This window comes from Tepidimonas sp. (assembly GCF_036825565.1).
Taxonomy (GTDB): Bacteria; Pseudomonadota; Gammaproteobacteria; order Burkholderiales; family Burkholderiaceae_C; genus Tepidimonas.
The window spans coordinates 1-13136 of record NZ_DAISXZ010000065.1 but is presented as its reverse complement, the minus strand read 5'-3'; the positions used below and the strand labels follow the sequence as shown (position 1 = coordinate 13136).

Annotated in this window: 14 protein-coding genes and 1 pseudogene; 6 read left to right on the top strand and 9 right to left on the bottom strand. The window is 70.5% G+C overall.

All coding sequences use genetic code 11. The features are described 5' to 3' along the window. The 3 genes from V7026_RS09075 to V7026_RS09065 form a co-directional block, all read right to left on the bottom strand. A partial coding sequence (locus tag V7026_RS09075) for an ArsR/SmtB family transcription factor (RefSeq protein WP_334155064.1) occupies positions 1–339 on the bottom strand: 339 nt, incomplete at its 3' end. A gap of 126 nt (positions 340–465) precedes the next feature. Beyond that, positions 466–1152, bottom strand: a complete 687-nt coding sequence (locus V7026_RS09070; protein WP_334155063.1) for an ABC transporter ATP-binding protein — start codon at positions 1150–1152, stop codon at positions 466–468. Then, the gene (locus tag V7026_RS09065; protein WP_334155062.1) at positions 1145–2413 is read right to left on the bottom strand and encodes a lipoprotein-releasing ABC transporter permease subunit; all 1269 of its coding nucleotides are present in this window, start codon (positions 2411–2413) and stop codon (positions 1145–1147) included. The genes V7026_RS09070 and V7026_RS09065 overlap by 8 nt, the downstream gene beginning before the upstream one ends. 56 nt (positions 2414–2469) lie before the next feature. Here V7026_RS09065 and V7026_RS09060 point away from each other — a divergent pair, with 56 nt between their 5' ends. Genes V7026_RS09060 through V7026_RS09050 form a run of 3 tightly spaced genes read left to right on the top strand, consistent with a single transcriptional unit; the run spans position 2470 to position 5899 of the window. Next, on the top strand, positions 2470–3471 hold the full coding sequence (locus V7026_RS09060; RefSeq protein WP_334155061.1) for a phosphoglycerate mutase: 1002 nt from the start codon (positions 2470–2472) through the stop codon (positions 3469–3471). Further along, complete coding sequence (gene recJ / locus V7026_RS09055; RefSeq protein WP_334155060.1) at positions 3468–5213, top strand: single-stranded-DNA-specific exonuclease RecJ; 1746 nt, start codon at positions 3468–3470, stop codon at positions 5211–5213. Before V7026_RS09060 ends, recJ begins: the two co-directional genes overlap by 4 nt. Beyond that, positions 5210–5899 carry a pseudouridine synthase gene (locus tag V7026_RS09050; RefSeq protein ID WP_334155059.1) on the top strand — a complete coding sequence of 230 codons (690 nt, stop codon included), beginning with the start codon at positions 5210–5212 and terminating at the stop codon, positions 5897–5899. Before recJ ends, V7026_RS09050 begins: the two co-directional genes overlap by 4 nt. Here the strand turns inward: V7026_RS09050 and V7026_RS09045 are convergent. The 3 genes from V7026_RS09045 to V7026_RS09035 are packed head-to-tail and all read right to left on the bottom strand — an operon-like array spanning position 5848 to position 8196. Beyond that, positions 5848–6822: a patatin-like phospholipase family protein gene (locus V7026_RS09045; protein ID WP_334155058.1), complete on the bottom strand. Its 975-nt coding sequence runs from the start codon at positions 6820–6822 to the stop codon at positions 5848–5850. The genes V7026_RS09050 and V7026_RS09045 overlap by 52 nt on opposite strands. Before the next feature lie 19 nt (positions 6823–6841). Further along, positions 6842–7480, bottom strand: coding sequence for a CoA transferase subunit B (locus tag V7026_RS09040; protein WP_334155057.1), 639 nt, complete (start codon positions 7478–7480; stop codon positions 6842–6844). An 11-nt stretch (positions 7481–7491) separates the two neighbouring features. Further along, positions 7492–8196 (bottom strand): CoA transferase subunit A, encoded by a 705-nt coding sequence (locus V7026_RS09035; RefSeq protein ID WP_334155056.1) that lies wholly within the window; start codon positions 8194–8196, stop codon positions 7492–7494. 89 nt (positions 8197–8285) lie between these two features. Between V7026_RS09035 and V7026_RS09030 the strand changes: the two genes are divergently transcribed. Continuing rightward, positions 8286–8855: a PAS and helix-turn-helix domain-containing protein gene (locus tag V7026_RS09030; RefSeq protein ID WP_390612408.1), complete on the top strand. Its 570-nt coding sequence runs from the start codon at positions 8286–8288 to the stop codon at positions 8853–8855. 41 nt (positions 8856–8896) lie between these two features. Here the strand turns inward: V7026_RS09030 and pcaC are convergent, their stop codons facing one another. Next, positions 8897–9283, bottom strand: coding sequence for a 4-carboxymuconolactone decarboxylase (pcaC, locus tag V7026_RS09025; protein ID WP_068610466.1), 387 nt, complete (start codon positions 9281–9283; stop codon positions 8897–8899). A gap of 159 nt (positions 9284–9442) precedes the next feature. Between pcaC and V7026_RS09020 the strand changes: the two genes are divergently transcribed. After that, entirely contained in the window at positions 9443–10642 is a 1200-nt protein-coding gene (locus V7026_RS09020; RefSeq protein ID WP_334155055.1) for a DNA polymerase Y family protein, read from the top strand. 24 nt (positions 10643–10666) lie between these two features. Here the strand turns inward: V7026_RS09020 and queF are convergent, their stop codons facing one another. Together queF and V7026_RS09010 are read right to left on the bottom strand one after the other, a co-directional pair. After that, complete coding sequence (gene queF, locus V7026_RS09015; protein ID WP_334155054.1) at positions 10667–11569, bottom strand: NADPH-dependent 7-cyano-7-deazaguanine reductase QueF; 903 nt, start codon at positions 11567–11569, stop codon at positions 10667–10669. Between the two features lie 56 nt (positions 11570–11625). Next, on the bottom strand, positions 11626–12591 hold the full coding sequence (locus V7026_RS09010; protein WP_334155053.1) for a 2OG-Fe(II) oxygenase: 966 nt from the start codon (positions 12589–12591) through the stop codon (positions 11626–11628). Between the two features lie 337 nt (positions 12592–12928). Between V7026_RS09010 and V7026_RS09005 the strand changes: the two are divergent. Further along, positions 12929–13136, top strand: a pseudogene (locus V7026_RS09005) (hypothetical protein); the annotation flags it as partial.

The window sequence follows — 13136 nt, the reverse complement described above, 5'->3', positions numbered from 1 at the left end:
CCCCCCCGCTCCCGGGTGCGCCTGGCCGCCCCCCACCTGTTGGGTGATGAGTCGGCACAGATCCAGGTGCGACGACGAGACCACCCGGTAAAACACCCGGGTGCCCTCGCGCCGGCGCACCAGCAAGCCCGCCTGATGCAGACGCGCCAGGTGGCGCGAGACGTTTGCCTGCGCCATTCTGGTGGCCTGCATGATGTCGTTGACGCAGCGCTCCGACTGGCACACGGCGTGCAGGATGCGTAGCCGCGCGGGCTCACCCAACACGCTGAACTGTCGCGCCACCGACTCGAAGTCTGGCAACACCGCATCCGACGGCAGGGCAGACAAAGATCGGCTCACGCCAAAACTATATGATTGATTGCGAATATCCTTATTAGTGTAAACCCTGAAACCGAAGGAAAGCTGACTAGGGCGCCAAAAGCCCGCCGCCGCGCGGGGGTGGGCGCACCGCCTGAGCTCAGGCGCTCAGGCGCTCAGGCCGCCGTGGGCCAGGCGCAGCACGCGGTCACAGCGCGAGGCCAGCTCCGGATCGTGGGTGACCAGCACGAAGGCCGTTCGTTGCGAGCGAGCCAGGTCCAGCATCAGCTCGAACACGCTGCCGGCGGTCTCGCGGTCCAGGTTGCCCGTGGGCTCGTCCGCCAGCACACAGGCTGGCCGCGTGACGAGGGCGCGAGCGATCGCCACGCGTTGGCGCTCCCCCCCGGACAGCTCGGCAGGGCGGTGCAGCAGCCGCTCGCCCAGGCCCACGCGCCGCAACCAATGCGCCGCCTGTTCGGCCGCGACCGCCCGCCGCTCGCGCCGTATCCACAGCGGCATGGCGACGTTGTCCTGGGCGGTGAACTCCGGCAGCAGGTGGTGGAATTGATAGACGAAGCCCAGATGCCGGTTGCGCGCGTCGCCCTGGCGGCCTGGGGGCAGGCGGTGCAGATCCTCGCCCATCAGCCGCACCTCGCCCGCGGTCGGAGCCTCCAGCGCGCCCAGCAGGTGCAGCAAGGTGCTCTTGCCCGAGCCGGACGCCCCGACGATGGCCACCGTCTCGCCAGCGCGCACAGTCAAGTCCACGCCACGCAAGACGGTCACGTCCAGCCGCCCCTCACGAAAGCGCTTGACCAGCCCGCGCGCTTGCAGCACCACGTCGGCCGAGTCATTCATAGCGCAGCGCCTCCGCGGGGTTGAGCCGGCTGGCCCGCCAACTGGGGTAGAGCGTCGCCACGAAAGCCAACGCCAGCGAGATGACGGCGATCGGCACGATGTCCCCGGCCTGCGGGTCGCTGGGCATGCGGCTGATCAGGTAAATATCCTGCGGGAGAAAGTGCACCCCCAGCAGGCGCTCAAGCGCCGGCACCAGTGTGTCGATGTGGAACGCCACCCCCAGGCCTAGCGCCAGCCCCAGCGCCGTCCCCACCACGCCAATGGCCGCCCCCTGCACCACGAAGATCGTCATCACGCCGCGCGGACTCGCCCCCAGCGTGCGGAGGATGGCGATGTCGGCACGCTTGTCGGTCACGGTCATGACCAGCGTGGACACCAGGTTGAACGCCGCCACCGCGACGATGAGCGTCAGGATGATGAACAGCATGCGTTTTTCCACCTGCACCGCGGCAAACCAGGTGCGATTGGCGCGCGTCCAGTCGCGCACCAGCACCCCGGGGCCCAGCGCCGGCTCGAGCTGCGCCGCCAGCTCGATGGCCACCTCACGCGCGGCGTGCAGGTCGTCCAGCCGCACACGGATGCCGGTCGGCCCCACCACCCGGAACAGCCGCTGCGCGTCTTCCAGGTGCACCAGCGCCAGCGTCGCGTCGTACTCGTAGTGGCCGGAGTCGAACAACCCCACCACGGTCATCTGGCGCAAACGGGGCACGACCCCCGCGGGCGTAAGCTGGCCGCTGGGCACCACCAGCGTCACCGCGTCTCCGGTCGTCACCCCCAGCGAACGCGCCAGCGCCGCCCCCAGCACCATGCCAAACCGCCCGGGCTGCAAGGCCCCGAAGGCCTGCGCCGCCAGATCCGCCCCCAGGGCGGTGACGGCCGGCTCCTGTGCGGGGTCGATGCCGCGGATGACCGCCCCTTTCATGTCCTGCCCGCGCGCGAGCAACCCCTGCTCGGCGATGAAGGGCGCCACCGCGCGCACCCGCGGATGCTCGCGCACCCGCGCCATGGTGCCCCCTGGGTCGGCCAAGGCCTCACCAGTAACAGAGAGCACCTCGATGTGCGACAACACACCCAGCATGCGATCGCGCACCTCTTTCTGAAACCCATTCATCACCGACAGCACGATGATGAGTGCCGCGACCCCGAGGGCGATCCCCAGCATGGAGACCGCGCTGATGAAAGAAATGAAACCGTTGCGGCGGGTGGCCCGGCCGGCGCGCGTGTAGCGCCAGCCGATCGCGAATTCGTAGGGCAAAGGCATGGGTGTGTCCACAAGCTGCCAGGATTGTGCCGCAGCGATTGCGCAACAATCGCGCCATGCCCGAGGCCCGCCACCTGATCATCGCCTACGCCGCCCCGCTGGCCGCCGACGCCGCGGCGGGGACGAGCACGCCTCCCCTCCCCCCGTTGCCCACCCTGCAGCGCTGGCTGGCGCGCGCCACCCCGCACGCCCAGCACGCTGGAAGCCCCTGGAGCCTGACCCCGCCCCACGAACACGCCTTGGCACGCGCCTTGGGATGGGCGGTGGCCGATGGGCAACTACCGTGGGCCGCCTGGCACGCCGGGGAGGTGGGTGTGGGCTGCGCCTGGCTGTGGCCATGCGCCTGGCAAGCCGGCATCGACCAAATCACCATCGTGCCGCCACACGCGCTCGATTTGCGCGTGGAGGAATCGGCGGCCCTGCGCGACGCCTTCGTGCCCTATGCCGCCAGCGATGGCATCGAGCTGCACGGTGACGACCCGCTGCGCTGGCTGGCGCGCGGGGCGCTGTTCGAGGAGTGGACGGGCGCCAGTCTGGACCGGGTGGCGCATCGACGGGCCGACGGCTGGTGGCGGGATGCGGGCCGCCACCCCGCCGCCCGCACGCTGCTGCGCCTGCTCAACGAAGCCCAGATGCTCTTCCACGACCACCCGGTCAACGCGGCCCGCGCCACGCGCGGTGCGCTGCCGGTCAACGGCCTTTGGATCGCAGGCGCCGGCCGCTGGGACGGCCACGGCCCCACCCCGGCACAAGCCGGTGTGCGGCTGGTGGACGACCTGAGCGCGCCGGCCACCCAGGGCGACGGCGCGGGCTGGGCCGCCGCCTGGGCGCGGCTGGACGAGACACTGCTGGCCCCTTGGCTGGCCACCGCCGACGCGGACGGCCAGCCGCGCTGGCTGACTCTGTGCGGCGAGCGCGGCTGGCGTTCGTGGCGGCTGGACCCCGGGGCCGACCCGCCACCCCCACGCCGGCGGCATTGGCGCGACCTGTGGCACCGGCTGCGGGGTCAGCCGCGCCCCGCCACGCCGCCCACTTTCGACTGGTGGAGCGGACTGTGAAAATCACCCCCCGCGACGTGCCCCCGCGGGCCGCCTGGGCGCTGGAACAAGCCGGTGTGCACCCGCTGCTGGCGCGGCTGTTTGCCGCGCGTGGCGTCCAGCAGGCGGACGAGCTGGACGACGCCCTCACCCACCTGCCCCCGCCCGAACGCCTGCGCGGCGCGCGCGAGGCGGCGGAACTGCTGGCCGATGCGCTGCAGCGCGGGCACACCGTCTGCATCGTGGCCGACTACGACTGCGACGGCGCCACGGCTTGCGCGACGGCGTGGCGCGGCCTGCGGCTGCTGGGGGCGCCGTTGGGCTGGGACCGGGTACGCTACCTGGTGCCCGACCGGATGCGCGACGGCTACGGCCTGACCCCTGCGCTGGCCGATCGCGTGCACGCCTTGGGGGCCGATGTGCTGGTCACCGTGGACAACGGCATCGCCGGCCTGGAGGGGGTGGAGCGGGCCCGGGCACTGGGCCTGCAGGTGTTGATCACCGACCACCACCTGCCGCTGGTGCAGGGTGGCGAAGTCCGCCTGCCGCAGGACTGCATCATCGTCAACCCCAACCAGCCCGAGTGCGACTTTCCCGCCAAGGCGATGGCCGGGGTGGGCGTGATCTTTTACGTGCTGTTGGCGCTGCGCGCCGAACTGCGGCGCCGCGGCGTCTTCGACGGCGCGAGTCAACCCCGGCTGGACACCCTGCTGCCCCTGGTGGCCCTGGGCACGGTGGCCGACGTGGTGCGGCTGGACGCGCACAACCGACGGCTGGTGGCCCAGGGCCTGCGGCGCATCCGCGCCGGGGCGATGCCGACGGGTATGGCGGCATTGCTCGCCATGGCCAAACGGCCGGCCGCGCGCGCCTCGACCTTCGACCTCGGGTTCGCCCTGGGGCCTCGGCTCAATGCCGCGGGTCGCCTCAGCGACATGAGGCTGGGTATCGAGTGCCTCCTCACCGACGACCGGGCACGGGCGGAGGAACTGGCCCGCCTGCTCGACGACATCAACCGCCGGCGGCGTGCCGTGGAATCGGCCATGCGCGAACAGGCCCTGCTGGCCATGGCCGAGCGCCACGGCGACCGCCTGGACCCCGACACGGCGCCCCCGGCACTGACCGTATTCGACCCCACTTTTCATGAGGGAGTGGTGGGCATCGTCGCCTCCCGTCTCAAAGACCGGCTGCACCGGCCGGTGTTCGTGTTCGCGCCGGCGCACATGGACGATGGCACACCGTGCCTGAAGGGCTCGGGACGATCGATTGCGGGCTTTCACCTGCGTGATGCGCTGGACTGGATGGCCAAGCGCCAGCCGGGCCTGCTGCTGCGGTTTGGCGGTCACGCCATGGCGGCGGGCTGCACCCTGCCCGCCGACGGCCTGGCCGCATTCGAAGCCGCCTTGCAGGCCGTCGCCATCGAATGGCTGGATGCCGCGACCTTGCAGCGCCGGCTGGAGACCGATGGCCCGCTGGCGGAGCCTTGGCGCCGCGTGGATGTGGTCGATCTGCTCGACGCCCAGGTCTGGGGCCAGGGCTTTGCCGCGCCGGTGTTCAGCGACGAGGTCGAGGTGCTGGACCAGCGACTGCTCGGCGAGCGGCACTTGGCGCTGCGCCTGCGCGTGCAGGGTCAGCCGCTGGAGGGCATCTGGTTCGGCAACACCGAGGCGCTGCCCGCGCGTGTGCAGCTCGCGTACCGGCTGGAGGCCGACGAATGGCAGGGCCAGCGGCGGCTGCGCCTGATCGTCGAGGGTGCGCAAACGTGACGCCACCGCTGGCGGTGTGGGACGGCATCCCCGTCCTGCACCTGGACGACGCGCTGATCGTGGTGGACAAGCCGGCCGGCCTGCTGGCCGTGCCGGGCCGCGGCGCCGACAAGGCCGACTGCGTGGCCGCGCGCGTGCAGCGCCAGGCGCCTGATGCCGTGGTCGTGCACCGGCTGGACATGGACACCTCTGGCCTGATGGTGCTGGCGCGCGGTACGGCGGCGCAGCGCGCGCTATCGATCGCGTTTGCCGAGCGCCGCGTGCACAAGACCTACGTGGCGGTGGCCGCCGGCGTGCCGCTGGCACCCGACGCCCCGGACGGCTGGGGCGACGTGCGCCTGCCGCTCATCGTCGATTGGCCACGCCGTCCGCGCAGCAAGGTCGATTTCCGCCACGGCAAGCCCAGCCACACGCGCTGGCGCATGCTGGGGCTGGAGCGCTGGGGTGAGCTCTGGGCCACGCGGCTGGAACTGCAGCCGCTGACCGGCCGCTCGCACCAGCTGCGCGTACACCTGGCGGCGTTGGGCCACCCGATCCTGGGCGATCCGCTCTACGCCGAAGGCGCGGCCCGTCACACCGCCCCGCGCCTGCTGCTGCACGCGGCGGAGCTGGCATTGGCGCACCCGGTGAGCGATCAACCCTGCCGCTGGGTCTGCCCGGCGACGTTCTCGGCCGCCTCCGGGTAAAGCAGCGCCAGCGCGTCGCGCAGCACCGGCAGCGCCTGCTCGGCCGCGCGGCGGCCGGCGGCGATGGCGGGTGCCGCGCGGTGAAAGTCCATCGCCGCCACGTCGGCCAGCGCCGGGCGGATGACGACGTCGGCCGGCTCGCCGGCCAGGCGGCTTTGCGTGATGCGCCACTGCACGATCGCCATGCTGGTGGTCAGCACGTCCAGCAGCGACGGCGGGGCCGCTTCGTTCGTCGCTTCCGGGGCCTGCGCAGACCCGGCGGCATCGTCCGACCCACCGCCGCGCAGGCGCTGGAGCACCCCCTCCAGCAGGCCGCGCCGCGGCCCGCGCGCGCGGCTGGCCACGCGCTGGCGGCGGCGCATCAGGTCCCAGTTCAAGTCCACCGCGATGACGAACTCCGCCCCCATCGCGCGCGCCAGCGACACCGGCACCGGGTTGACCAGCCCGCCGTCCACCAGCAGCCCGCCGTCCTGCCGCGCCGGGGTAAAGACACCGGGGATGGCGATCGAGGCGCGCACCGCGTCGATCACCGGCCCCTGGCGTAACCAGACCTCGCGCCCGGTGGCCAAGTTGGTCGCCACGCAGCCGAACGGCCTCGGCAGCGCCTCGATGCCGCCGTCGACGAAGCGGCTGCGAAAGAACGCCTCCAGCTTGTCGCCCTCGATCAGCCCACCTCCGAAGCGCAGGTCGATCAGGCCGACCACCTGCCGCCAGTCCAGCGAGCGCACCCATGGCTCCAGCCGATCCAGCTCGTCGGCGGCGTAGGCCGCCCCGACCAGCGCGCCGATCGAGGTGCCGCAGACGATATCCGGCTCCAGCCCCGCCTCCTGCAGCACGCGCAGCACGCCGATGTGCGCCCAGCCGCGCGCCGCGCCGCTGCCCAGCGCCAGGCCAATGCGGGGGCGGGCGGGCGTGGCTTTCATCGGGCCAGCTGGGGCGCCGTCACAGCAGCGGCACGCCGGTCTTGCTCTGGATGAACTCGCGCGTCACGCCGGGGGCCAGCTCCACGAGCTTGAGCCCCTCGGGCGTGACGTCCATCACGCCCAAGTCGGTGATGATGCGGTCCACCACGCCCTTGCCGGTCAGCGGTAGCGTGCACTCGGGGATGATCTTCAGGTCCTCGGTGCCGTCCTTCTTGCGCGCGACGTGCTCCATCAGCACGATCACGCGCGGCACGCCGGCGACCAGGTCCATCGCGCCGCCCATGCCCTTGACCATCTTGCCCGGGATCATCCAGTTGGCCAGGTCGCCCTTGTGCGTGACCTGCATCGCGCCCAGGATCGACAGGTTGATCTTGCCGCCGCGGATCATGGCAAACGACTGGTCCGAGCCGAAGATGGACGAACCCTTGATCGTGGTCACGGTCTGCTTGCCGGCGTTGATCAGGTCGGGATCCACCTCGTCCTCATAAGGGAAGGGGCCGATGCCCAGCATGCCGTTTTCGCTCTGCAGCCAGACCTCGATGTGGTCGGGCACATGGTTGGCCACCAGCGTCGGGATGCCGATGCCCAGGTTGACGTAGAAGCCGTCCTGCAGTTCTTGGGCCGCGCGCGCGGCCATTTGGTCTTGGGTCCAAGGCATGATCGGGCTCCTCAAACTTTGCGGTCGCGGGTGGTGCGCTTCTCGATGCGCTTTTCGGGCGTGGGGTTGTGCACGATGCGGTGCACATAAATGCCGGGCAGGTGCACATCGTCCGGGTCGATGGCCCCGGTGGGCACGATGCGCTCGACCTCGACGATGCACAGCTTGCCCGCGGTCGCCGCGGCCGGGTTGAAGTTGCGCGCCGTGCGGCGAAAGCGCAGATTGCCCGACAGGTCGGCGACGTCGGCCTTGACCAGCGCCACGTCCGGGAACAGGGCGTGCTCCATGATGTAGGTCTCGCCGTTGAACTCGCGGTGCTCCTTGCCCTCGGCGACGATGGTGCCCACGCCCGTCTTGGTGAAGAACGCCGGGATGCCCGCGCCGCCGGCGCGCAGCTTCTCGGCCAGCGTGCCCTGCGGGGTGAACTCCAGCTCCAGCTCGCCGGCCAGGTACTGGCGCTCGAATTCCTTGTTCTCGCCCACGTAGCTGGAGATCATCTTCTTGATCTGGCGCGTCTCCAGCAGCTTGCCCAGGCCGAAGGCGTCCACGCCGGCGTTGTTGGAGATGACCGTGAGGTTCTTCACGCCGCTGTCGCGCAGCGCGTCGATCAGCGCCTCGGGGATGCCGCACAAGCCGAAGCCGCCGACCGCGATGAGCTGCCCATCGGCGACCACACCCTCGAGGGCTGCGGCCGCGCTGGGGTAGACCTTGTTCATGCTCGCACGCTCCTGTCCAAAAGTGGGGGAAAGCCGTACGATACTACGTAACCGCGTACGTAGTATTGCCTACTGTCCAACCCTAGGTCGTGACCGCTGCGCCCGCTCTGGACGACTACCGGCTGGCCTTCGAACTGGCGCCGGTGGGCTTGGTGTTGTCGCGCCACCGCACCATGGTCGATTGCAACCAGGCGGTGTGCGAGATGTTTGGCGCCAGCCGCGATCAGCTCATCGGGCAGAGCTTTCGCATCCTCTACCCCAGCGCGGACGAATTCGAGCGCATCGGCGAGCGCATCGCGCCCATCCTCAATGCCCACGGGCACTACAGCGACGAGCGCATCATGCGCCGGGTGGGCGGCCGCTTTGCCGGCCAGACGTTCTGGTGCCATGTGACCGGGCGCGCGCTCGACCGCGCCGATCCGCACGCCGCGGGCATCTGGAGCTTCGAGGACCTCTCCTCGCGGCGCCCCGTCAAGGCCGAGCTGACCGCGCGCGAGCGTGAGGTGGCCGGCCTGGTGATGAAAGGCCTGACCGCCAAGCAGACGGCCAAGGCGCTGGGCATCAGTCCGCGCACGGTGGAGGTGTACCGCGCACGGCTGATGCGCAAATACGGCGCCAGCAGCTCGGTGGACCTGGTGCAGCGGCTGCTGACGGGGTGATGGCGCCGCGCGGTGCCCGCCCGGTGCCGCACGACATCGGATCAGCCCTTGGGCCCGTCCACCACCTCGGCTGCGGTGCGGAAGGCCTCCACCGCGGCCGGCAGACCGCAGTAGATGCTGGCGTGCAGCAGCACCTCCTGAATCTCTTGCGGGGTGGCGCCGTTGTTGAGCGCCCCGCGCACATGGCCTTTGAGCTCGTGCTGCTTGCCCAGCGCGGTTAGCATCGCCACCGTGATCAGACTGCGGGTCTTGAGATCCAACCCCGGGCGCTGCCAAACGTCGCCCCAGGCGTTGCGCGTGATGTAGTGCTGCAGCGGCTCGGTAAACGGCGTCAGGTGGGCAAAGGCGCGCTCGACGAAATCGTCGCCCATGACGCGGCGGCGCATGGCCAGACCAGCTTCGAAATCTTTGTTCGGGGGGGTGTCCACGGCGGCTCTCCTTCAGAAGTGGTATCTGCGCACGGCAGCATAGCGCGACCGCCCCTTGTCCCCGACCCCTGTGGGCGATGCTGTGGACAAGCTGCGGGAGAATCCGGGAAAGCCCGCACCCCCAAGCCCTGGAACAGACTGCCCATATTTTCAGCAATCATGGATCGTCCGCCGCGCCGCATCGCGCACCTGGACATGGATGCGTTCTACGCGTCCGTCGAAGGGCTGCGCTACCCGCAACTGCGCGACGTGCCGCTGGTCATCGGCGGGCGGCAGGTGCGCTGGCGCGAGCCCGTGCCCGACGACCTGCCACGCGATCGCATCCCGCTGTCGGCCTTTGCCCGGCTGCGTGACTACCGCGGGCGCGGCGTCATCACCACCGCCAACTACGCGGCCCGGCAACACGGCATCGGCTCGGCCATGGGGCTGATGAAGGCCGCTCGGCTGTGCCCGGACGGCATCCTGCTACCGGTGGACTTCGACGCCTACCGCGCCGCCTCGCGCGCCTTCAAGGCGGTCATCCTGCACCATGCGCCGATGATGGAGGATCGCGGCATCGACGAGGTCTATATCGATTTCACCCACGCTCCAGACGGACAGTGCGACGGCGGGCGTGTGCTGGCCGAGCGGCTGCAGCGGGCCATCCGCGCCGCCACGGGGCTGAGCTGCTCGATCGGCGTGGCTCCCAACAAGCTGCTGGCCAAAATCGCCAGCGATCTGGACAAGCCCGGTGGCATCACCCTGCTGAACGAAGCGGACGTACCCTCCCGCCTGTGGCCCCTGCCCTGCCGCAAGATCCACGGTATCGGCCCGCGCACCGACGAGCGCCTGCAAGCCATGGGTCTGCGCACCATCGGCGAACTGGCCGCCTGCCCGCGCGCGACGCTGATCGAGCGCTTTGGCGCCAGTCACGGCGCTTGGCTGCACGAAGCCGCCTGGGGCCGGGACGAACGCCCACTCGTCACGACCAGCGAGCCGGTCAGCCTAAGCCGGGAAACCACCTTCGAGCGCGACCTCCACGCGGTGCACGACCGCGCGGAGCTGGGTCGCCTGTTCACCCGGCTGTGCGAGCAAGTGGCCGCCGACCTGCAGCGCAAGGGCTACGTCGGGCGCACCATCGGCATCAAGCTGCGGTACGAGGACTTTCGCATCGTCACCCGCGACCAGACCGTACCCACACACACGGCCGACGCCGCGGTGATCCGCCGCACCGCCGGACTGTGCCTGAAACGGGTGGACCTGACGCGGCGCATCCGCCTGCTGGGTGTGCGGGTGGGCAATCTGGCCCGGCCAGACGGCGCGACCCCAGCGGCCGCGGCCCGCCCGCGCATCCCGGACTTGTTCGACGCCCTGGACTGATGCCCTCGCCCCGTCGCCACGCCGTCACTGCCGCGCCGTGCGCGTGTTGACCGGCAGCTGCTGGGGATGGCTGGTGCGCCAGGGGTTGATGTCCAGCCCGCCACGGCGCGTGTAGCGCGCATACACGCTCAGGCGCACCGGCCGGCAGCGCGTCCAGATATCCATGAAGATGCGCTCCACGCACTGCTCGTGGAACTCCTGGTGCTGGCGAAAGCTGACCAGATAGCGCAGCAGGCCCTCCTGGTCGATCGGCGCGCCGCTGTAGGCGATCTGCACACTGCCCCAGTCCGGCTGCCCCGTGACCAGGCAGTTGCTTTTGAGCAGGTCACTGGTCAGCACCTCCTCCACCGGCGGCTGCTCGGGGTCGGCACGCAGCAGCTCGGGCGCCGGCTGGTAGTGGGTGCATTCCACGTCCAGGCGGTCCAGACTCAGACCGGGCAGCGGCCGCACGGCCTCGTCCGCCCACTCGTGCGGCAACCGCAGGCGCACACCGACGCTGCCGGCCCGCTCGCTGCCGCGCCACAAGGCCTCGGCCAGATCGGCACGCAGCCGCTCACGCACCTGCTCGGCGTCGGCAAAGCGCGTCTGGTTGAAGCTGTTCAGGTAAAGTTTGAACGATTTGCTCTCGATCAGATAGGGCGTCTCGGCCGGGATGGTGACATGCGCCAGCGCCACCTGCGGCTTGCCCCGATCGTTGAGCCAGCTCAGCTCGAACGCTGTCCACAGATCGGCCCCGGTGAACGGCGGGGTCCCGGCGATGCCGATCTCGGCACGCTTGGGAGCGCGCGGCAGCGGGCACAACAGCGTGGGGTCGTAGGTGTCGGTGTAGGCGCTCGCGCGCCCCAGGGGGGCATCGGCCAAGCCAGGTACGCCGGCAGCCCGGGCAGGATCGATGGCGGGGACGGACGCGGTGGAATCGGCAGACATGGGCGGGGGAAAAGCCGGCGCGGCGCGCCAGCGGTCGAACAGTGGTCAAACGGCAGTCAAACGGTGAACTCGCCTTCGCGCAGCCACTTGGTGGCCACCCACTTCTCGCCCTCCAGCACGGGGGCGCCGCCGTGCAGGGTCTGGGTGGCCGGCTCCGGCCGGTCGTAGGCAAAAAACACCGCGTGCCCGCGCTGCGGCATGACTTCCAGCCCCACGTCGGGGAAGGTGGTCCCGCCGCCGCGCTGCGGCTCGTTGAGGTACATGACGATGGTGGCGACACGCTGCCCGCCGCGCTCGCAGATGCGGGCGGTGCCGGCGGCGTTGGGGTCGAAATAGTCGTAGTGCGGCTTGTACTCGGCGCGGGGGCCGTAGCGCAGCACCTGCAGGCCCTCGCCGTTTTCCACCGGCCAGTGCACCAGCCGGCTCAGGCGCGCCTCGATGCGCTGGATCAGCGGCGTCTCGCCGCGGCGGAAGAACATGCCGTCGCTCGTCCGATCGGCGTTGAGTTCCTCGCCGCCCGTGCGGGTCTGGACCGTGCGGGAGCGCTTGAGCCGCGGCTGCGCAGCCTGGATCAGGGCGTCGCACTCCTCGGCCGACAGCAGGTTGCCCAGCACCGCCAGGCGCGGGCGGCGCAGGCTGACGTGCACCGTCACCACCCGGTCCCCCAGATCGATGACGCGCGGCGACCCGGACAGGTCCAGATACGGCCGCGCCACGCCCCGCCCGGTCACAGACCGCTCGGCCGCCTGGGCGCCGGCTGCGGCACGGGCCACGGTGCGAGCCGCTGCCGCGCGCGCCGTGGCGTCCTGCGCAACCACAGCCCCCAGGTGCGCCTCCAACACGGCCTCCATCGCGTCCAGCGCGACGGACTCTTGCCAACCCGCCTGCAGCATGGCCTGCAGCACCGACTCCGGCGTGCAGCCGGCCTGCGCCTGCTGCACGATCCAGGCGCGCAATTCCGGGGTGATGGTCGGGCTCATTGCGCCGCAGTGTGGGGATTCCGGCTCATCGTGACCGGTCATTCCGGTCTATCGAGACCGCCGGTTCCGGGTCATCGTATCCGATTTCGGCTCTGACTGCCATGACCGGTGCTCCGCCTGCAGTTTTTTTGGACACGAAGTTGGGGCAAATCGTCGTGCCTGGAGAAGGAGGGCGAAATGCTGAACGAGAGTGAGGTGTGTGGGGTTGCGCTGGTCGGCAGGCCGGAAGAAGCAAGTCGTGTTGCGCCCGCTGCGGAGCGAATCGGTCGATACCCTGTCCGGGCGCCGGCCGGCATGGATGGTAGCCTCAAGGAACGCGAGATCGACCCGCTCGAAAAGCAGCTCGACGAGGCCAACCCGGCGCATCGACGAACTGGTCATGGAGGTCGAGACCCTGCGCAAGGAAAGAGAGGTGCGCCGCCTCCTTCGTCGGACGGAGGTCGTCGCAATCAGCCAGGCGACCTCGCCGGGCACCGGCAAGCCCCACGGCCTGGCACGGGTCTGCCGGGGTTGGAGTTTACCCGTTCGGCCATTAACAGGCCGTTGGAAAAGTGCTCGCCCAAGCAGTCTTTTCTCCCTGCACACCG